Source organism: Streptomyces durhamensis (assembly GCF_000725475.1).
GTDB lineage: Bacteria > Actinomycetota > Actinomycetes > Streptomycetales > Streptomycetaceae > Streptomyces > Streptomyces filipinensis.
In genome coordinates this window covers 51,522-71,669 of the sequence record NZ_JNXR01000034.1, presented here as the reverse complement: position 1 = coordinate 71,669, position 20,148 = coordinate 51,522, and the positions used below count along the sequence as shown (strand labels likewise).

Here is a 20,148-nt window from a genome sequence, read left to right as displayed (position 1 = left end):
CTCCGCCGACTCACCGGCGATCGCCTCCGCGTCCGCGTCCAGCAGCACCCGACGCCCGCCGAACTCCGCAGCGTCCACACCGGACTCGGTGATCAGGACCGACACGCCCGCATCCGTGAGCATGTAGCCGCGGCGTTCACCCGGCAGGCCCGGGTCCACCGGCACATACGCGGCGCCGGCCTTCCATGCCGCCAGCATCGCCACCAGCACACCCGGACCCCGGTCCAGGCACACGCCCACGACCGAACCGGCATCCACACCCAGCCCACGCAGATGACGCGCCAGCCGGTTCGCACGCTCCTCCAGCTCCCCGAACTGCCGCACGACCCCACGAACCCTCCGGAAGACACGCCACCGACGCATCCCCCTCAGCATCCGCAGCCATCGCCTCCAACACCGACCGATACATCGACGCAAGACGCGCCAGCCCACTCCGGCTGATCACATGCGTGGTCGTACCGAGGTTGATGTTGCCGGCGGTAGGAATCACGTTCATGGCGAACTCGTTGATTCCGTCGTTCAGGCCCTGGGCGACATCCACCTTCTCCCTGTCGACGTGGTGGAAGTCGAGGTACTCGAACAGGACGGAGAGCAGGTGGCGGGAGTTGCCGGACGCGCGCTGGATGGCGGGGAGCGGGTGTCGCCTGTGCGCCCAGATCTCCACTTCCTGCGCGTACACCTGCTCCACCAGCTGGCGCCAGGTGCCCGCCCATCACCTTCAGATGAGCCGCCAGCAGCACACTCTTGAGCGACGTGTTCGCCCTCAGCGCCAGCCCACGCAACCCCTCCTCAAGATCCGCGAACGGCACCTGCACGCCATGACGCTCCGGTGACACGTCCAACGGCCCCGACCAGTCGGCGGGAAGCCGCAACGGCGCGTGCTCCTCCACCACACCACGCCAGAAGGACCGGTCGGCGTCACTGCCGAGCGACTCCAGCTCCGCCGCGATGAAGTCGGCGTAACGGACCGAGGGCGCCTCGTACTCGGGCAGCTCACGGCCGTCGCGCAAGTGCTGGTAGCACGCGACGACCTCGGTCAGCAGCACGCTGAGCGTCCAGCCCTCGGTGATCGCGTGGCAGTGGACGACGGTGAGCTGCCACGCCCCGTCTTCGAGGTGGACGCGGAACCGCAGCAGCGGGGGGTTGGCCAGGTCGAAGAGGCCGGCCTGTTCCTCGGCGAGATCCACGGCCTTACGGCGTTCCTGCTCCTCGGCTTCCAGACCGCGCAAGTCCACGACGGTCAAGGGGAGTTCCGCTGAGGCGTGGACGAGCTGGAGCGGTTGCGTGTAGCCGCTCAGGTGCATCGAGGTGCGCAGCGCCTCGTGACGGCGGGCCAGCGCGTTCAGTGCCGCGCGGAACGCATCCGCCACGAAGGGCTGTTCGTCGGCGAGGCGAAGGGAATTGACGTTGTGATAGGCGGCGAGCTGTTCGCCGGAGTCCCGGGCGGCCAGCATTTCCACCAGCATGCCGGTCTGGATCTGCGACAGCGGGTAGGCGTCGACCACGTCCTCGGGCAGTGCGGCCCGGTCCTCGTCGCTGATCAGGGCGAACGGCTCGACCGCGGCGATCAGCGACTCACCGGCCGTCTGCCCCGACAGCCGGCCCGCGAGCTCCGCGATGCTGCGGAACTCGAAGACATCGCGCACCGACACCTCGTAGCCGGCCGCGCGCATTCCGCCGACGAGGCGGACGGCTCGGATGGAGTCGCCGCCGAGGTCGAAGAAGCTGTCCTCGACACCGACCTGGCGGGCGTCGAGCACCTCCGACCAGATCGCGGCGAGACGTTCCTCCATGGGGGTGCGGGGGGCCACGTAGCGGCTGGCCGAGAACGCGGTCTCGTCCGGGGCCGGGAGGGCGCGGTGGTCGAGCTTGCCGTTCGGAGTCAGCGGAATCGCGTCGAGCGGCACATAGGCGGCGGGGATCATGTAGTCCGGCAGGCTTGCGGCCAGGTGGGCGCGTAGCCCCTCCGCCTCCACGCCCAGGGCGGTGACCACATAGGCCACCAGGGACTTCTCGCCACCCTGGCCCTCGCGGGCGATCACCACCGTTTCGTCGACGGCCGGGTGGTCACGCAGGGCGGCCTCGATCTCGCCGAGTTCGATCCGGTAACCACGGACCTTGACCTGCTTGTCGATACGACCCAAGAAGTCCAGCGAACCATCCGCCAGACGCCGCGCCTGGTCACCACTGCGATACATCCGCGCACCCGCCGCACCGAACGGATCCGGCACGAACCGCTCCGCCGTCAGCGACGGACGCTCCAGATACCCCCGCGCAACAGCCGGACCACCCACATAGATCTCACCCGGCACACCCACCGGCACCAACCGGCCCTGCGCATCCAGCAGATGAATCCCCGTGTCCGCCAACGGCACACCCACCGGATTACGATCCGACCGCGCAAGATCCGCCTCGGTCACCCGGTAGAACGTCGAATGCACCGTCGTCTCGGTGATCCCGTACATGTTCACCAACACCGGACGCTCGAACCCCATCACGTCCGTCCACGGCCGCAACTCACTCAGCTCAAGCCGCTCACCCGCGAAGATCACCGCACGCAGGACCAACTCCCCGACCCGCGCATCACCCGCACCCGCCAGAGCCGACAGCGAACGAAACGCCGACGGCGTCTGACACAACACCGTCGCCCCCGACGCCACCAACACATCCAGGAACTCCTCCGGCGAACGCGTCACCGCCGCGGGCACCACCACAAGCCGCCCACCATGCAGCAACGCACCCCACATCTCCCACACCGACACGTCGAACGCGTACGAGTGGAACAACGGCCACACATCACGCTCACCAAAGCCGTAACGCCCCTGCGCACTCGCGAAGAGCCGCAGCACATTGGCGTGCGTCAAACTCACGCCCTTCGGCTTACCCGTCGAACCCGACGTGTAGATCACATAGATGAGATGGTCCGAACCACCCAGCGCAACCGGTTCCGTAGAGGGCTGTGCGGCGATCGCCGTGGCGTCCCGCTCGTCGTCGATGACCACCAGGTCGCCGTCGAAGAAGCCGCCCACGCGGTCGGCGAGGCTCGTCTGTGTGATCACGGCCAGGGCGCCCGCGTCGCCGGCGATGTGCGCCAGTCGCTCGTCCGGGTTCACCGGGTCGAGCGGCAGATACGCCGCCCCGGACTTCAGTACGCCCAACAGCGTCGGGATCAGCTCAAGGTCCCGCTCCAGCGAGACGCCGACCAGGACCTCCGGGCCGGCGCCCAGCTCACGCAGGTGATGGGCGAGGCGGTTCGCCCGCTCGTCCACCTCGGCATAGGTCAGGGCGCGGTCCCCGCAGACCACGGCGACCTGGTCCGGGGTCCGGGCGGCCTGCGCCGCGAACGCCTGGTGGACACCCCCGGAGACCGGAAACCCGGTCGTGGCGTTCCAGCCGCGCACCAGCTGGTCGGTCTCGGTGTCCGACAGGAGGTCCACCGTGGAGAGCCGGGCCTGCGGGGCGGCGGTGAGGCCGTCGAGCAGGCGGACGTAGTGGTCCGCCATGCGCTCGGCGGTCTCGCGTGCGAAGAGCGAGGTGGCGAAGATCAGCCGGGCGTTGAGCGCGCCCTCCCGGGCATCCTCCACGTCCAGTGTCAGGTCGGACTTGACGATTGCGGCGCCCGTGACGGGCTCCACGTCGAGGCCGGGCAGTTCCAGGCCCGCGCCCTGCCGCTCGCGCAGGATGAAGTCCGCCTGGTAGAGGGGGCTGCGGGACAGGTCCCGTTCCGGCTGCAGCTCGTCGACGAGGCGGGCGAAGGGGACCGCCTGGTGCTCGAAGGCGTCCAGGATCGTGCCGCGGCCGGCGGCGAGCAGCTCGTTGAACGAGGGGTCGCCGCTCCACGCGGCACGGGCGACCAGCACATTGATGCCGTAGCCGATGAGTCGCTGGAGCTCGGGGCGGTTGCGTCCGGAGACGGTGGTGCCCACGGGGATGTCCGTGGTCCCGGTGTACCGGGACAGCAGGATCTGGAAGGCGGTGAGAAGGACGACGAACCGGGTGACTCCGCTGTCCTTGGCCAGCTTTCCGACGCGCTCGGCCAGGTGGGCCGGGATGGCGAAGTCGACGCCCGCACCGCTGGGGTCGCGGAGGGCGGGGCGCTGGTGATCGGTGGGCAGTTCCAGCACGGGCAGCGCCGCCAGCTGTTCCCGCCAGTAGGACAGTTCGGCTTCCAGCGTCTCGTCGGCGAGTTCCGCGCGCTGCCAGGCGGCGTAGTCCGCGTACTGGAGGGGAAGAGGTTCCAGCTCGGGTGTACGGCCGGCGGTGTGCGCGGTGTACAGGCTGCTCAGCTCGTCGGCGAACACGCCCATCGACCAGGCGTCACAGGCGATGTGGTGGAAGGTCACCACCAGCATGTGGTCGGTGTCGTCCAGCTGGAACAGCTTGGCCCGCACCGGCCAGTCCCGGGTCAGGTCGAGGGGGACGGACGCCTCCTGCTCCGCCAGTTCCCGCGCGCGCTCGGCACGCCGGTCCGCCGGCACATCGGCCAGGCCGACGACCGGAAGCTCCAGCCGCCGCGGCGCGTCCACCACCTGGACGGGTTCCTCACCGGACAGGACGTACCTGGTGCGGAGGATCTCGTGCCGGGTGACGACGCCTTCCAGGGCCGTGCGCAGCGCCTCGGCGTCCAGCGGCCCCCGCAGGCGGGCCGCCAGCGGTACGAGGTATTCGGGGCTGTCGGGAGCCATCTGGTTGAGGAACCACATCTGCTGCTGCCCGAAGGACAGCAGCAGCGGCTGGTCGCGATCGGCCCTGGTCATCCGTGAGCGACGGGCTCCCCGGTCCCCGGACAACCAGCGCCGCAGCAGCTTCTCCCGCAGCTCGTTCTTGCCCTGTCCGTTGGACGGCGCGTCACCGGTGCTCATGCTTCCTCTTCCCCCAAACAGCTTTCTTCAGCGATCAGTTGTGCGCCGGGCGACTGCCGGGAACCGACCCCCGGCGAGGCCATGGGACCTCGCCCAGGTCGTGGTCCGTCCGCAGCGGAGGCGTCCTCAGTTCGCCGCGCTCTCCGCCATGCGCCGGCGCAGGCTCAGCGGGCGCATATCGGTCCAGACCTCGTCGATATGGGCCAGGCATTCCTCTTTGGTGCCGCGGGTGCCCTCGGCGCGCCAGCCCTCGGGCATCTCCCGGTCCGCCCACCAGATCGAGTACTGCTCCTCGTCATTGAGAACGACGTCGTAGATCTGCACGTCGGCGCCCTGCTCGGCCATTTCGCTCCTCGGTTGAATGAGACTGGATCAACGACACTGTGCGGCGCGCCCCTATAAGGCGTCTATACCGTTCACCGAAAACCCCGGGCAGAGCATGTAGAGGGTATATAGACACGACTGCCAGAATGCTCGGACGGCTAATTTCGGCACCTTTGTAAAACATCGACGGAAGGGAGGGGCTGCCTCGATGAAGGACGGTCACGAGTGGAGTCCCCTGGAGATAAGCCCGGCGGATGTACAGCTGGAGGCCAGCGCCGAGGGACTTTCCACATTTGTGAAGTCGGCGGACATCGGCGATCTGCTGGTGAAGGAGAAGGCCGTGGTCTTCCGCGGCTTCGGGGTGGACGAGGCGTCCCTCGATCCGATCATCGACGAACTGCTGCCCAACCGGGCGGCCTATGTGCACGGGAACTCGCCGCGGACCAAGGTCGGCCAGAACGTGTACACCTCCACGGAGTACCCGGCCGAGTTCGTCATCTCGATGCACAACGAGCTGTCGTACGCGCACCGCTGGCCCAGCCGGCTGCTGTTCTTCTGCGCCGTCGCGCCGGAGACGGGCGGCGCCACTCCGGTGGTCGACGGGGCGCTGTGGCTGGCCTCCCTCGACGACGAGGTGCGTGAGGCGTTCGCCGGGGGCGTGCGCTACACCCAGAACCTGCACGGCGGCCGGGGCCTGGGCAAGAGCTGGCAGCAGACGTTCGAGACCGAGGACCGCGACGAGGTGGAGCGGTTCCTCACCGAGGCCGAGGCGAGCTGGGAATGGCGCCGGGGGGACGATCTGCGGATCACCCACGCCCGGCAGTCGGTCCTGCGGCACCCGGTCACGGGGACGGAGGTCTGGTTCAACCAGTCGGACCAGTGGCATCCCGCGACCCTGGGAGAGGACGCGGCGGCCCTGGCCAAGGTGCTGCCCATGGACGAGCTGCCGCAGACGGTCACCTTCGCCGACGGCAGCCCGATTCCCCCGGAGTACGTCCTGCAGGTGCGCGACCGTGGCCTGGAGGCGGCCGTCGACGTGGACTGGCGGACCGGGGATCTGATGCTGATCGACAACGTGCTGGTCGGCCACGGCCGGCGGTCCTTCACCGGTGACCGCCGGGTGCTCGTCGCGATGTCCAGCTAGGTCGTCCGGCCGGATCCGTTCGGATCCGGCCGGGCATTCCCGGCGAGGCGGACCGACGGCCCGGAGGCGGGTCCGCGAACAGTGCGCCGGCGGCTCCCCGTGCGGGAGTCGCCGGCTGCCTGGTGTGCGCGCCGTTCAGCTGATGACGGGTCCGCCGTCGGCCCGCTGTGCCAGGCCGCGGCGGTTGTCCAGGTGGACGAAGGTCCGGTGGAGCCAGCGGTCGCGGCCGTCGTAGCGCGGGGTGAACGCGGTACGGCCGTGGATGGCTATGCGGTTGTCGAGGAACGCCATCTCGCCGGGCTGGAGCACCAGGGACGCGGACACGTCCAGGAACGCGGTACGCAGCAGTTCCAGCGCCGCCTTCGCGGTGTCGTCGAGCGGCGAGGTGGCGTTGAAGTCCACGCGGACGTTCGGGTCGTCCGGTATGCCTTCCAGCACGGGGTGTCCCTCCACGGAGCGCGCCGACCGGAACGAGGGCGGGGCCTCCGTCACGAAGCGCGGCTGGAAGAGGACGTCCCGGACGTCGTCCGGAAGGAGCCGGACCGCCCGGCGCACCGAGGAGACCAGCGTGCCGGCCGTCCCGGAATGGTCGTTGCGCAGGCACAGCAGGCCGACGAAGTCTGGTCTGTGGGCGTGGAACGCGTTCTCCACGTGCAGTTCGAGCGGGATCGAGCCGGCGTTGCTCTGGGACTCCTCCCGCCCCGGCACCGGTACGACGTTCTGCACCAGCGCGCCGGACTTCTCGTCGCGGTAGGCGACGACTTCGCCCAGGTACAGGCTGATCAGTACGGCGACGGCGGCCGGTACGGTCGCCGTGCGTTCCACCGACTCCGCGACGGTCGGCGTCTCGGGCAGGCCGGGGTCGCCGACCGGGAGGTTCCGCAGGGTCATCACCGCGTCGTCGCCCGGGTCGTGCCGGTACCGGCGGACCACTTCGCGCAGCCGCAGGGGCAGCCGGCTCGTCAGCTCCCGGGCCTGTGCGAGCCACTCCCGGTCGTCGACCAGCCGCCGCCCGGCATCGGCCAGGAGGGCCGCCACCTGCCCCAGCTCATCCCGTTCGGCACCGGTGAGCGTCAGGTCGAGCAGGGCGCGCTCGGGCACCAGGGTCCCTTGATTCATCGTGTCCGCTTTCTCTCGTCGTCCTGGAACTCCCACACCGCCTTGGGGAAACCCAACGGCGAGAACACGCTGCATTGCGAAGCAATATTTGTTCGATATGTGGCCGGTGTGCCGCATGTGCGCCGGGCGCCGCCCGGCCCTCGGAACCGCTCGCCGCGAGAGTGGACCGGTGGGTGGACACGTGGGTTATCCCTACCCCTGTTCCGGGGGCTTCCCTCGTAGTGCGGCCGGGCGACGGCCCGTTAGCGTGCTCGTGGAATTCATACAGATGTGCTCCGCGCACCGGCGTGGGACACAACGCTGGAGAAAGACACCATGCAACGACTCTCTTCACGATTCGGTCTTCCCCAGAGCAAGGCGGGTGCCTGGGCGTTAGCCGGCGTATCGGCGGCTGCAGCCGCTGCCGCCTGGTGGGCGTCCGACTCCGCGCCGTATCCCTACGCACAGCGCTGGATTCTCGATCTGCCGCTGCCGTTCCTCACCCAGGAGCGGCTGAACGGCCTGCTCCGGCCGCAGCCCGGCCTGCGCGTCCTGGAAATCGGCCCCGGTACCGGGCTGCAGGCGCTGGAGGTCGCTCCCCAGCTCGGCCCTGACGGGGCGCTGGAGATCGTCGACATCCAGCAGGAGATGCTGGACCACGTGATGCGCCGTGCTGCCGACCGGGGCATCGGCAACATCGTCCCGACGCTGGCCGACGCGCGGCACCTGCCCTACGAGAGTGCGAGCTTCGACGCCGCCTACCTGGTCACGGCACTGGGCGAGATCCCGGACTTCCCGGCCGCGCTGCAGGAGTTGCGCCGGGTGCTCAAGCCGACCGGCCGTCTGGTCGTCGGTGAGTTCTTCGACCGCCACCAGGTCCGTCCGGCGGCTCTGGCCCATCACGCGAACGCCGCCGGGCTGCACGTGACCCGGCAGATCGGGACCGTCATGGCCTACTACGCCCTGCTGGAACCGTGTGCGTCGGCCGGCGGCGGCCGACTCCAGCAGGTTCCGGCCGCTGCCGCCGCGGTACCCCGGTGACGGCCGTCGGCCCCCTCTGATCCCCGGTCGGGTCGGTCCCGCCGAGGACGACCACGACCGGCGCCGGCCGGTGGCACTCCCCCTCGCACACCCGTGTGGCCACCGGCCGGCAAACCCGCTTCCCCGCCGCGCGGACGCCGAAGCGCGCCGGGTCCGCCCGACGCCCCGAAGAGGGGGGCTGTCCCCAGTGCGGCGCGCATGAGCGATCCGTAGGCTCCCACCCATGAGCACACCGGACTCGCCGGACGCGGGCCTGAAGAAGGACGCGGACCTGCGCAAGGACCTCGACGCCACCGTGCGGGCACGCACCGAACTGGGCGACGACTACGACTCCGCGCTGATCGACTCCTTCCTGGGGAAGGTCGAACAGCGGATCGACGACACGGTCGACCGCCGGGTGCGGCGGCAGCTGGCCGAGCGGCAGATGGCGACCGCGCGCAGCACCCGACGGCCGAAGGACGCCGACACCTGGACGGAACGCTTCGGGTTCGCCATCATCTCGCTGGTCCTCGCCATCCCGCTGACCGCCATCTGCGGCGCCCTGGCGGGAATGACCGGCACGATCGCCACCTGGGTCGGCATCGTCGGCGTCAACTTCGCCCAGGCGGTACGCCTCAACCCGGAGCTGCTCAGCGGCCGGCGCGAGCGGTCCGGCCGGCCCGACTGAGCAGGCCCCCGGTTCACGCCTGCCGGGTCGGCAGGACCATGATCTGGCGGAGGTTGACGTGCCGGGGCCGGCTGGTGGCGTAGGCGACCACGTCGGCGACCTCGGCCGCCGCCAGCCCGCCGATCGCCTCGAACATGCCGTCCAGCTGTCCGGACAGTTCCGTGCTGTCGACGTGCGTGGCCAGTTCGGTCTCCGTCAGTCCCGGCTCGATGTTCGTCACCCGGACGTCACGCGGCCCGAACTCGGTGCGCAGGGACTGCGAGAGATAGGTGACGGCGGCCTTCGTGGCGCCGTACACCGCGTAGTTCGGGAACGGGATGTGGGCGCCGATGGAGGAGATGTTCACCAGGTCGGCGGCGCGGCCCCGGCCGGCGGCGGCCACCAGGTCGGCTCCGAAGGCGCGGATGACGCGCAGCACCCCGGTGACGTTGGTGTCGAGCATCCGCTGCCACTCGTCGATCCGGCCCTCGTCGACCGGGTTCGGGAGCATGACACCGGCGTTGTTGACGACGAGGTCGACGGTCTCGAAGGTCTCGTGGACCAGGTCACGGGCGGCCGCCACCGAGGCGTCGTCGGTGACGTCGGCGGCCACCGCGAGCGCCTCGCCGCCGTCGGCCCGGATCTTGTCCACCACGCTCTTCAGCCGGTCCGCGCGCCGGGCGAGCAGTGCCACCCGGGCGCCCTCGGCGGCCAGCTGCCGGGCGACGGCCTCGCCGATGCCGCTGGCGGCTCCGGTGACGACGGCGGTGCGGCCGGACAGGCTCTCGTACGACATGGCTGTTCCCCCTGGGGTGTCCGCACCGGGGCGGTTCCCCGGCTGCTGACACCAGCCTCGCCCGGCCCGGCGGCCGTACCCAGGGATGCGCTTTTCCTGGGTCTGCCAGTACCAGGACGGCGCCCGCCCCCTCCCCTACGATCGAGGGATGGACGGGGACTGGCTGGAAGGGGAAGTCGGCGACTTCCTGCGCTCGCGACGTGCACGGATCCAGCCCGAGGAGGTGGGGCTGGCCAGCCATGGGCGGCGCCGCGTGCCGGGGCTGCGCCGTGAGGAGGTGGCCCAGCTCGCGGGGGTCAGCGTCGACTACTACATCCGGCTGGAACAGGGCCGGGGGTCGAGCGTGAGCGACGCCGTGCTGGACGCGATCGCGCGGGTGCTGCGGCTGGACGAGACCGAGCAGGCGTATCTGCGGACGGTGGCGCGTCCCCGCCGGCGGCGCGGGGAACGGCAGCCCGCGGCCGCGGCGCGGGTCCGCCCCGGCATCCGGCTCCTGCTGGACAGCATGGAGCGCAGCCCGGCGTTCGTGCTGGGCCCCCGGATGGACGTGCTCGCGTGGAACGCCCTCGGCGACGCGGTGAACGGCTTCAGCCGGCTGGCACCGGCCGAGCGGAACGTCCCCCGGGTGGTCTTCCTGGACCCGGCCGGCCGGGAGCTCTACCCCGAGTGGCACGCGGTCGCCGCCCAGACGGTGGCCCATCTGCGCGTCAACGCGGGCAGGTACGCCGACGACCCCGAGCTGTGCGCCCTGGTCGGCGAACTCTCCGTGAAGAGCGAGGACTTCCGCCGGATGTGGGCGGACCACGAGGTCAGGGAGTGCGCGTACGGCGTGAAGAAGATACGGCACCCGGTGGCGGGCCTGCTGACGCTGCCGTACGAGACCCTGACGATGCCGACGGCCCCGGACCAGACAATCGTGGCGTACACACCGGAGCCGGGGTCGGAGACGGCCGAACGGCTCGCGCTGCTGGGCAGCTGGCGAGCGACGACCGCAACCGGTCCTTGAGGAACCGCGGCGGCGATCGACCGGGTCCGCGAGAGCGGCGCCGGTTCAGGCGCGAGAAAGAATGCGCGGGGACCGCCGCACCCCCGTTGCCGGGGGGCGGGACGACGGCGGTCCCCGCGAGGGACGCGGGCCGGGTCAGGGCCTGGCGTGCGCGTCCATGGCGTCCTTGGAGGTCCGGGAGCCGCTCCGGAGTTCCTTGGCGCCGTTCGGCGCCGGCCGGGGAGGGGAGCCGCTCCCTCCCTGCCGACACCCCTTAATGTGCCGGACGCGTGTTAAGCGGGTGCTGCGCGCACGTGACACGCTCGTACCACTTCCACGAACCCCGCCCCACCTCAAGTTTCCCCGGTGAACGAGCCGTTCACCGGGGGTTCGCCGCTACTTTCCGCCCTTGGCCAGGAAGGCCAGCAGGTCCTGCCGGCTGACCACGCCGGTCGGCTTGCCCTCGACCAGGACGATCGCCGCGTCGGCCGAGCCGAGCACGGACATCAGGTCGCCGACCGGCTCGCCGGAGCCGACCTGGGGCAGCGGGGCGGACATGTGCTTCTCCAGCGGGTCCTCCAGCGAGGCACGCTTGCTGAACAGGGCGTCCAGCAGCTCCCGTTCCACGACCGAACCGACGACCTCGGCGGCCATCACGTCGGGGTGGCCGGCGCCCGGCTTGACGACCGGCATCTGCGAGACGCCGTACTCGCGCAGCACCTCGATGGCCTGGCCGACGGTCTCCTCCGGGTGCATGTGCACGAGGGAGGGGATGGTGGCGCCCGCCTTGTCGTTCAGGACGTCGGCGACGCGGGCGCTCGGGCCCTCGTCCTCCAGGAAGCCGTAGTCGGCCATCCACTCGTCGTTGAAGATCTTGCTGAGGTAGCCGCGCCCGCTGTCCGGGAGCAGCACGACCACGACGTCGTCCGGTCCGAGCCGCTCGGCGACCTCCAGCGCGGCCACGACGGCCATGCCGCAGGAGCCGCCGACGAGCAGGCCCTCCTCCTTGGCCAGGCGGCGGGTCATCTGGAAGGCGTCCTTGTCGGACACGGCGACGATCTCGTCGGCGACGGTGCGGTCGTAGGCGGTCGGCCAGAAGTCCTCACCGACGCCCTCGATCAGGTAGGGCCGGCCGGAGCCGCCGGAGTACACCGAGCCCTCGGGGTCGGCGCCGATGACCTTCACCTTGCCGTCGCTGGCGTCCTTCAGGTAGCGGCCGGTGCCGGAGATGGTGCCGCCGGTGCCGACGCCCGCCACGAAGTGGGTGATCTTCCCCTCGGTCTGCTCCCACAGCTCGGGGCCGGTGGAGTGGTAGTGCGAGAGCGGGTTGTTGGGGTTGGAGTACTGGTCGGGCTTCCAGGCTCCCGGGGTCTCCCGCACGAGGCGGTCGGAGACGTTGTAGTAGGAGTCCGGGTGCTCGGGGTCCACGGCGGTCGGGCAGACGACCACTTCCGCGCCGTACGCGCGCAGCACGTTGATCTTGTCGGTGCTCACCTTGTCGGGGCACACGAAGATGCACTTGTAGCCCTTCTGCTGGGCCACGATCGCCAACCCCACACCGGTGTTGCCACTGGTGGGCTCGACGATGGTGCCGCCCGGCTTCAGCTCCCCGCTCTGCTCGGCGGCCTCGATCATGCGCAGGGCGATGCGGTCCTTCACCGATCCGCCGGGGTTGAAGTACTCCACCTTGGCCAGGACTGTCGCCTGGATGCCCTGGGTCACGTTGTTGAGCCGCACCAGCGGGGTGTTGCCGACGAGGCTGATCATCGAGTCGTGGAAGTGCACCGTTGTCTCCGGTCGCTGCAAAAGAAGTGTTCGTAGTGGTGTCGCCAGCCTAAGGCCAGGTGTGTGGCCGTGGCGGTCGTTCACTCCCCGTTGAGATTGACGCACGGCCTGTACGGGGCAAGGAGTGGATGTACGGCTATGAGGAGGTGGCGGCGACGCATGACGAGCATGTCGAGGGCGAGAGTGGCCCGCCGCATCGCGGCCGGAGCGGCGTACGGCGGCGGCGGGGTCGGGCTGGTCGGCGCGGCCGCCGTGGGTCTGCTGCTGGCGGAGGCGCATCTGGCGCGGCGGCATGTGGGCAACGGCAGCGGCGGCCGCGTCCCGGTGGCCGACGGCGTCTACGGCCACGCGTACGACGTCCCCGGCGAGCCGCCCCTGCGCCTGACCATGCTCGGCGACTCCACGGCCGCCGGGCAGGGCGTGCACCGCTCGGGCCAGACGCCGGGCGCGCTGCTGGCCTCGGGGCTGGCGGCGGTGGCGGAACGCCCGGTGGAACTCCGGAACGTCGCCCTGCCGGGCGCCCAGTCCGACGACCTGGACCGTCAGGTGGGCCTGGTCCTGTCGTCCTCGGTCCCCGTCCCCGACGTCTGCGTGATCATGATCGGCGCGAACGACGTGACCCGCCGGATGCCGCCGACCCGTTCGGTACGGCACCTGTCGGCGGCGGTACGACGGCTGCGCACGGCCGGTGCGGAGGTGGTGGTCGGCACATGTCCCGACCTCGGCACCATCGAGCCGGTGCAGCAGCCGCTGCGCTGGCTGGCCCGGCGGGCCTCCCGGCAGCTGGCGGCGGCGCAGACGATCGGCGTGGTGGAGCAGGGCGGGCGCACGGTGTCGCTGGGGGACCTGCTGGGTCCGGAGTTCGAGGCCAACCCGCGGGAGCTGTTCGGGCCGGACAACTACCACCCCTCGGCCGAGGGGTACGCGACCGCGGCCATGGCGGTGCTGCCCACGGTGTGCGCGGCGCTGGGCCTGTGGCCGGCGGAGGAGGAACGGCCGGACGTCTCCCGCCGCGAGGGCTTCCTGCCGGTCGCCCGCGCCGCGGCCGAGGCGGCGTCGGAGGCCGGTACGGAGGTCACGGCGGCGATGCCGACGGGGCCGCGGGGGCCGTGGGCGCTGCTCAAGCGGAGGCGGCGGCGCCGGGTGCCGGAAGCAGAGCCCGCACGTCCCTCGGTGTGACCCCCTGGGGTCCGCCCCGGAGGCCGCGCACGCCTGGGGATGCGCCCCAGCGGCCCGCTCGCAGCGAGGCCTGGGACACGGCGCCAAGCAAGCGCTTAGTAAATTGCGGTACGCGTCACACGGCGACACCCGTGACCTGGGCCATACGGGGCGGTAACTTCCCAACCGGCCCTGCTCGAAAAGCAAACCCCGTTCAGATGGAGCCGTGATGCCCGAAGCCGTCATCGTCTCGACCGCCCGCTCCCCCATCGGCCGCGCCGTCAAGGGCTCCCTGAAGGACCTGCGCCCCGACGACCTGACCGCCACGATCATCCAGGCCGCGCTCGCCAAGGTCCCCGAGCTGGACCCCAGGGACATCGACGACCTGATGCTCGGCTGCGGTCTGCCCGGCGGCGAGCAGGGCCACAACCTCGGCCGGATCGTCGCCGTACAGATGGGCATGGACCACCTGCCGGGCTGCACGATCACCCGCTACTGCTCCTCGTCCCTGCAGACCTCCCGCATGGCCCTGCACGCCATCAAGGCCGGCGAGGGCGACGTCTTCATCTCGGCCGGTGTCGAGACGGTCTCCCGCTACGCCCACGGCAGCTCCGACATGCCCGGCACGCACAACCCGCTGTTCGCCGAGGCCGAGGCCCGCACCGTGGCCACCGCCCAGTCGACCGGCTCCACCTGGCACGACCCGCGCGAGGACGGCCTGCTGCCCGACCCCTACATCGCGATGGGCCAGACCGCCGAGAACCTGGCCCGCTCCAGGGGCATCACCCGCGAGGAGCTGGACGAGTTCGGCGTCCGCTCGCAGAACCTCGCCGAGCAGGCGATCAAGAACGGCTTCTGGGAGCGCGAGATCACCCCGGTCACGCTGCCCGACGGCACGGTCGTCAGCAAGGACGACGGCCCCCGCGCCGGTGTCACCCTGGAGGGCGTCGCCGGACTGAAGCCGGTCTTCCGCCCGGACGGGCTCGTCACCGCCGGCAACTGCTGCCCGCTCAACGACGGCGCCGCGGCCGTCGTCATCATGTCCGACACCAAGGCCCGCGAGCTGGGCCTGACGCCGCTGGCCCGGATCGTGTCCACCGGCGTCTCCGGCCTCTCCCCGGAGATCATGGGCCTCGGCCCGGTCGAGGCGAGCAAGCAGGCGCTGCGGCGGGCCGGCCTCACCATCGACGACATCGACCTGGTCGAGATCAACGAGGCCTTCGCCGCCCAGGTGATCCCCTCCTACCGGGACCTCGGCATCGACATCGACAAGCTGAACGTCAACGGCGGCGCCATCGCCGTCGGCCACCCCTTCGGCATGACCGGCGCCCGCATCACCGGCACGCTCATCAACTCCCTGCAGTGGCACGACAAGCAGTTCGGGCTGGAGACGATGTGCGTCGGCGGCGGCCAGGGCATGGCGATGGTCATCGAGCGCCTCAGCTGACCCACCGTCCGTAGCGGACCAAGTACGTCACGTCAGGAATCGGCCCGGAACCGAGGAAGCCCCAAGGTTCTGGGCCTTTCCGTGATCCAATCTCACCCAGGATGTGACCTATCTCGCTCGCCGGACACATCGGTGCAGGTCAGCGCAGGTCAGTGCGGTACGCAACCCCGACACGAAGCCAAAGTCCTGTCCGTTTCGTGACGTTACGCACTGACAGCTGCTTAGTCCGCCCTTCAAGCTGATGTAGGAAGTCGGGGGTCGACTTTGAACCGGGAGTACGTCAGTGAGCGCCATGCCCATCGCCCTGCTGCTCACCACGGCCGCCACCGGCGCCGTGGGCGTCGCCGTCCTGCGCACCGTCCTGAAGCTGCGCCGCCAGCTCGGTGAGCTGCAGGCCCAGCTCGCGCAGAACGAGTCAGCCGCCATGCGCGCGCTGCTGCCGCACGCCCGCAGCAACTCCGACGCCGAGGAGATACGCGCCGCCGTGGCCGAGGCGCTCGCCGAGGAGCGGGAGCGGGAGCTGGCCGAGGCGCGTGCCTTCTGGGCCGCCCAGGAGACCCGTGACGCCTCCGAGACGCCCACGCTGCTCGGCCTGCCCGAGGCCGACCTGTTCCTGCCCCGGCAGAGCGACTTCGTCGGACTGGAGCCCGTGTCCGAGCCGACCGTCGACAGCGACGAGTTCGCCGGGGAGTCCCCGGAGCTGGCCGCGGCCCGCCGCCGCCACCCCTCGCACCCCGACTTCGTCCCGGTGCAGTCGCCGGCGGTGAACGACCACGAGCGCACGGTGACCACGCTGGAGCAGCTGGCCGCCGAACACGTCGAGCTCTCCGACGTCCGCCCGGGCCCGCTCGGCACCCTCGACGTCTACGTCTTCGCCGACGGCACCACGCTGTGCATGACCCCGGGCCATCGCGAGACCGCCGAACGCCTGGCGAACGCCGTGGCGGCGGGCGAGGCCCCGTACCTGCTGGGCGGCTCCGGCATCTCCGGCGCCTACACCCTCACCTTCGCCTGCGGCGAGGACATGGTCTACATCCTGGCCGACCGGGTCATCGCGTCCCTGTAACGGCTGCTCAGACCCCCGCCCTCCCCCGCGCCTCCTCGACCACCCGCACCGCTTCGGCGACTTCGTCGTCGCTGCGCAGCACCAGCGCCAAGTCGTGCGCGGCGACGAGGATTTGATCGGCGGCGGCGAACATCCCCGCGTCCGGCATCTCCCGAGGATCGCTCCCCGGCTCCTCGACGGCCTGCGCCCGGCGGGCGAGTTCCCTGGCCAGCGCCAGGGCCTCGGCCGCGGCGCCCCGCTGAAGCCGGCTCTGCGGCGCCGCGCGCAGGCGGTCGGCGAAGTGATCCACTGCTTGGGTCAAGGGCGTCGTATCAACCACGCGCCGAGCGTAACGTGCCGCACTGTTGCCAATACGCGAACGCTCAGGCACGGTGACGTGAAGGACCGGCTTACATCCCCTTTGCGTTCGGAGGCGCCGATGTCCCAGCTCTTCTCGGAGGAGACCCACCGTAATCTGCTCGCCCGCATCCCCCATTGCACCGGCCGTGAAGTCTCCGACTGGCTGCGCACCGTAGAAGAAGGCCCCGCCCTGTTCCGCTTCGAGGAGAAGGTCAGCTGGCTCCGGCACGAGTACGACCTCGCGTACGGCCACGCGAAGGCGATCATCCACGAGTACGACCTGAGGAGGGCGGCGCGCAAGCTGCTCTAGACGGCGAAGGGCCCCGGAGCGGAACTCCGGGGCCCTCTCACGACCGGTACGTGCGCTAGTCGTTGTTGGTGAAGATCGCCACCAGCCGCAGCATCTCCAGGTAGATCCAGACCAGGGTCACCGTGAGACCGAACGCGGCCAGCCAGGACTCGTTGCGCGGAGCGCCGTAGGCGATGCCGTCCTCGATCTGCTTGAAGTCGAGCGTCAGGAAGAACGCGCCGAGCAGGATCGCGACGATGCCGACGAGCGCGCCGAGCGGGCCGAAGCTGCGCAGCCCGCCGTCCTCGGCGACGCCGAACGCGACCAGCAGCAGGTTGACCGCCATGACCACCAGGAACGCCATGGCGATGGCGATACCGATGCGGGCGTAGCGGGCGGTGACGCGGATCCAGCCGGCCTTGTAGACCAGCAGGGTCGCGGCCGAGACCGCCATGGTGCCGAGCACCGCCTGGAACGGGGCGCCGCTCCAGCGGCTGTTGTACATCTCGCTGATGACCCCGAGGAAGACGCCCTCGAAGGCGGCGTACCCGAGGATCAGCGCGGGGGACGGGGTGCGCCTGAAGTTCTGGACCATCGCCAGGACGAACGCGACGATCGCGGACCCGACGGCCAGGCCGTAGCTGGTCGTCGTGACCGGCAGCAGCGCCCAGGCGAGGACGGCGCCGACGACGACGGTGCCGAGCGTGATGGCCGAGCGGACGACGACGTCGTCCATGGTCATCCGGTCGGTGGTGGCCGGGGCCTGCGGCGGGGCGCCGTAGGGGGCACCCGACTGGGTGTACGGGTTCTGCGCGTACGGGTTCTGCGCGTACGGGTTGCCCTGTGCGTACCCGGCCTGCGGTGCGGTGTTGAAGCCGGCGTAGCCGTTGTCGCGGCTGAACCCCCGTCGCGAGAAGACCGGGTTACTGCTCCTCATTTCACTCCTCCATGGCTACCTTGCGCAGCCTTGGCTCAAGAGTAACGGATTGGCAAAGGACCGATCGTGATACCTGAGGAGGATCTTTCCCCTGCCGTGCTGCGCAACACGGTACGTCGGCCGGTGATTCCCGGCCACGGCTGATCGCATTCCCTGACGAAGCTGCGACCTAACCGAGAGGAAACCCGGTGTACGCCTCGGCCAGGTCGGTCTCGGCCGCGCGGGAGGAGGCGATCCGCTCCAGCCGGGCCCGCTGGAGGCGGGCGTCCAAGGGGGTGCCGTCCGGGGCCGGGTGGAGCATCGTCGTCATGTCGCAGGAGAACCGCTCGGCCTGCCAGACGCGGCGCAGACAGGCCGCGGAGTAGGTGTCGAGGAGGTCCGGGGAGCCGGTCCGCCTCTCGTGGACGAGGGCGCGGGCGAGGGTGACGACGTCACCGACGGCGAGGTTCAGCCCCTTGGCGCCGGTCGGCGGGACGATGTGCGCGGCGTCCCCGGCGAGGAAGAGCCGGCCGTGGCGCATCGGCTCGTGGACGAAGGAGCGCATGGGGGTGACCGACTTCTGGGTGATGGGGCCCCGCTCCAGCCGCCAGTCGTCGTCGGTCTCCAGGCGCCGCCGGAGCTCCGTCCAGATCACGTCGTCGGGCCACTCGGCGGCGTCCGTGCCGGCGGGCACCTGGAGGTAGAGGCGGGAGACCGACGGGGAGCGCATGGAGAGCAGGGCGAAGCCGCGCTCGTGGCGGGCGTAGACGAGTTCGCCGTGCGAGGGCGGGACGTCGGCGAGGACGCCGAGCCAGGCGTAGGGGTACGTCCGCTCGAACACGCGGGACAGCGCGGGCGGGAAGGCGCGCCGCGCCACGCCCCAGAAGCCGTCGCAGCCGACGGCGTAGTCGCACTCCAGCACGTCCTCGCGGCCCCGGTGCCGGAACGGGATGCGCGGTCGGTCGCCGGCCGCGCCCTCCACCGCCAACGCCTCCGCCTCGAACAGCAGCGGCCCGCCCTCCTTCAGCTGCAGGGCGATCAGGTCCTTGCAGACCTCCGTCTGGGCGTACACCATCACCGAGCGGCCGCCGGTCAGGGCGGGAAAGTCGACGCGGTGGCGGCGGCGGTCGAAGCGCAGTTCGATGCCGTCGTGCCGCAGGCCCTCCCGGTCCATCCGCTCCCCGGCGCCGGCGGCCCGCAGCACGTCGACCGTGCCCTGCTCCAGGATCCCGGCGCGCTGCCGCCGCTCGACGTGGGCGCGGTCGCGGCTCTCCAGGACCACGGAGTCGATGCCGGCTCGGTGCAGCAGCCGCGCGAGCAGCAGTCCGGCCGGTCCCGCGCCGATGATCCCGACGGTGGTACGCATCCGGTTCGCCCCTTCGGGTCGACTCCACGGTGTCCGAGCATGTCCCACCGCACCGGTGTTCGCCTGGTGAAGTTTCTTTCACCGGCGCCGCCGGGCACCGAGTCTCCGCCGGAGGCATTCCGATGTCAACGGGGCGCGGCGCGACCCCGCAGGAGTGCGCCGCGCCCGTGCGGGGTGCGCGACGGTCAGTGGCCCGGCCAGCCGTCCAGGTGCCGGTGCAGGGTGACGGTGGGCTCCGCGTCCGTCTTCGGCGCATGGGCGACGGCGTCCCGCAGGACCGTGCTCACCTCCCCCGCCAGGCCGTCCACCCGCGCCTTCAGCTCGGCCGCGGGCAGCGTGGAGCGGGTGAGCGCGTCCAGCCGGTGGTGGATGTCGTCGAGCTGCCGCCGGGTGGCGGCGTCGAGGCCGAAGGCGGTGGGCGTGGAGACGACGAACTGGTAGGCGCCGGCCAGGGTCTGGCAGCCGGTGCACTCCTTGTTCGCGGCATCGCTGTAGTTGGAGGCGTTCAGATGCGTGTGCTCGCCCGCGACCGTGACGATCTGGAAGGACAGCGCGACCGACCGGCAGTGGTCGTCGGCCGAGCAGCCGGCGGAGACGGCGTTGGCCTGGTTGCGCACGCCCGTCGCGTCGACGGTGCCGAACTGGCGGACGGTGAAGGAGTCCTGGGTGCGGGTGTGGTGGGCCCGGTCGGCGTGGGTGAAGACGTGGTCGGACGCGTAGGCCGCGTGCGCCGCGCCGGTCGCGGCCTGGGCCGGCACGGCGGTGGCCACACCGGCGAAGCCGACGGCGAGAAGGCCGACGCGCAGGGCCTGCCGGGTCAGGGGGTGGTTGCTGGAGCGTGCCTTGCGGTGGCTGCTCATGGAGTCTCCTGTGAGGTCACGAGTGT

The 20,148-nt window shown here is 70.9% G+C and carries 18 protein-coding genes; 8 read left to right on the top strand and 10 right to left on the bottom strand.

Annotation, left to right across the window (positions count from 1 at the left end; genetic code table 11):
• From IO33_RS46180 to IO33_RS0136145, 3 genes are all read right to left on the bottom strand, one after another.
• Nucleotides 1–324, bottom strand: a 324-nt coding sequence (locus IO33_RS46180; RefSeq protein ID WP_051927162.1) for an AMP-binding protein, incomplete at its 3' end; no start/stop codon positions are given.
• Between the two features lie 44 nt (nucleotides 325–368).
• Nucleotides 369–4,862 (bottom strand): non-ribosomal peptide synthetase, encoded by a 4,494-nt coding sequence (locus IO33_RS44765; RefSeq protein ID WP_051927161.1) that lies wholly within the window; start codon nucleotides 4,860–4,862, stop codon nucleotides 369–371.
• A gap of 126 nt (nucleotides 4,863–4,988) precedes the next feature.
• Nucleotides 4,989–5,207 (bottom strand): MbtH family protein, encoded by a 219-nt coding sequence (locus IO33_RS0136145; protein WP_031173043.1) that lies wholly within the window; start codon nucleotides 5,205–5,207, stop codon nucleotides 4,989–4,991.
• 187 nt (nucleotides 5,208–5,394) lie between these two features.
• Between IO33_RS0136145 and IO33_RS0136140 the strand changes: the two genes are divergently transcribed.
• A complete protein-coding gene (locus tag IO33_RS0136140; RefSeq protein ID WP_031173041.1) occupies nucleotides 5,395–6,330 on the top strand; it encodes a TauD/TfdA family dioxygenase in 936 nt (311 codons plus the stop codon).
• Nucleotides 6,331–6,465: 135 nt separating this feature from the next.
• Here the strand turns inward: IO33_RS0136140 and IO33_RS0136135 are convergent, their stop codons facing one another.
• Nucleotides 6,466–7,449 (bottom strand): TauD/TfdA family dioxygenase, encoded by a 984-nt coding sequence (locus IO33_RS0136135; RefSeq protein WP_051927160.1) that lies wholly within the window; start codon nucleotides 7,447–7,449, stop codon nucleotides 6,466–6,468.
• 315 nt (nucleotides 7,450–7,764) lie between these two features.
• Here IO33_RS0136135 and IO33_RS0136130 point away from each other — a divergent pair, with 315 nt between their 5' ends.
• A complete protein-coding gene (locus tag IO33_RS0136130) occupies nucleotides 7,765–8,469 on the top strand; it encodes a class I SAM-dependent methyltransferase (protein WP_051927159.1) in 705 nt (234 codons plus the stop codon).
• A 223-nt stretch (nucleotides 8,470–8,692) separates the two neighbouring features.
• On the top strand, nucleotides 8,693–9,136 hold the full coding sequence (locus tag IO33_RS0136125) for a hypothetical protein (RefSeq protein WP_031173037.1): 444 nt from the start codon (nucleotides 8,693–8,695) through the stop codon (nucleotides 9,134–9,136).
• Between the two features lie 13 nt (nucleotides 9,137–9,149).
• On the opposite strand, the gene IO33_RS0136120 is transcribed toward IO33_RS0136125, so the two are convergent.
• Nucleotides 9,150–9,911 (bottom strand): SDR family oxidoreductase, encoded by a 762-nt coding sequence (locus tag IO33_RS0136120; protein WP_031173035.1) that lies wholly within the window; start codon nucleotides 9,909–9,911, stop codon nucleotides 9,150–9,152.
• Nucleotides 9,912–10,059: 148 nt separating this feature from the next.
• Here IO33_RS0136120 and IO33_RS0136115 point away from each other — a divergent pair, with 148 nt between their 5' ends.
• Complete coding sequence (locus tag IO33_RS0136115; RefSeq protein WP_037686838.1) at nucleotides 10,060–10,917, top strand: helix-turn-helix transcriptional regulator; 858 nt, start codon at nucleotides 10,060–10,062, stop codon at nucleotides 10,915–10,917.
• Between the two features lie 375 nt (nucleotides 10,918–11,292).
• Here the strand turns inward: IO33_RS0136115 and IO33_RS0136110 are convergent, their stop codons facing one another.
• On the bottom strand, nucleotides 11,293–12,681 hold the full coding sequence (locus IO33_RS0136110; RefSeq protein ID WP_031173031.1) for a cystathionine beta-synthase: 1,389 nt from the start codon (nucleotides 12,679–12,681) through the stop codon (nucleotides 11,293–11,295).
• Between the two features lie 159 nt (nucleotides 12,682–12,840).
• Here IO33_RS0136110 and IO33_RS0136105 point away from each other — a divergent pair, with 159 nt between their 5' ends.
• The 3 genes from IO33_RS0136105 to IO33_RS0136095 all read left to right on the top strand — a co-directional run bounded on the left by IO33_RS0136105 (nucleotide 12,841) and on the right by IO33_RS0136095 (nucleotide 16,352).
• On the top strand, nucleotides 12,841–13,860 hold the full coding sequence (locus tag IO33_RS0136105) for an SGNH/GDSL hydrolase family protein (RefSeq protein ID WP_209438978.1): 1,020 nt from the start codon (nucleotides 12,841–12,843) through the stop codon (nucleotides 13,858–13,860).
• A 208-nt stretch (nucleotides 13,861–14,068) separates the two neighbouring features.
• Nucleotides 14,069–15,286, top strand: coding sequence for an acetyl-CoA C-acetyltransferase (locus IO33_RS0136100; RefSeq protein ID WP_031173027.1), 1,218 nt, complete (start codon nucleotides 14,069–14,071; stop codon nucleotides 15,284–15,286).
• Between the two features lie 283 nt (nucleotides 15,287–15,569).
• Nucleotides 15,570–16,352, top strand: coding sequence for a hypothetical protein (locus tag IO33_RS0136095; protein WP_037686836.1), 783 nt, complete (start codon nucleotides 15,570–15,572; stop codon nucleotides 16,350–16,352).
• 7 nt (nucleotides 16,353–16,359) lie between these two features.
• On the opposite strand, the gene IO33_RS0136090 is transcribed toward IO33_RS0136095, so the two are convergent.
• Nucleotides 16,360–16,671 (bottom strand): hypothetical protein, encoded by a 312-nt coding sequence (locus IO33_RS0136090; protein ID WP_209438977.1) that lies wholly within the window; start codon nucleotides 16,669–16,671, stop codon nucleotides 16,360–16,362.
• A 99-nt stretch (nucleotides 16,672–16,770) separates the two neighbouring features.
• On the opposite strand from IO33_RS0136090, the gene IO33_RS0136085 reads away from it, so the two are divergent.
• Entirely contained in the window at nucleotides 16,771–17,001 is a 231-nt protein-coding gene (locus IO33_RS0136085; protein WP_031173022.1) for a DUF4287 domain-containing protein, read from the top strand.
• 55 nt (nucleotides 17,002–17,056) lie between these two features.
• On the opposite strand, the gene IO33_RS0136080 is transcribed toward IO33_RS0136085, so the two are convergent.
• From IO33_RS0136080 to IO33_RS0136070, 3 genes are all read right to left on the bottom strand, one after another.
• Nucleotides 17,057–17,917 (bottom strand): Bax inhibitor-1/YccA family protein, encoded by an 861-nt coding sequence (locus IO33_RS0136080; protein ID WP_031173020.1) that lies wholly within the window; start codon nucleotides 17,915–17,917, stop codon nucleotides 17,057–17,059.
• 169 nt (nucleotides 17,918–18,086) lie between these two features.
• Entirely contained in the window at nucleotides 18,087–19,262 is a 1,176-nt protein-coding gene (locus IO33_RS0136075; RefSeq protein ID WP_031173018.1) for a 4-hydroxybenzoate 3-monooxygenase, read from the bottom strand.
• Nucleotides 19,263–19,447: 185 nt separating this feature from the next.
• Nucleotides 19,448–20,122, bottom strand: coding sequence for a hypothetical protein (locus IO33_RS0136070; protein ID WP_031173016.1), 675 nt, complete (start codon nucleotides 20,120–20,122; stop codon nucleotides 19,448–19,450).
• Nucleotides 20,123–20,148: the final 26 nt, after the last annotated feature.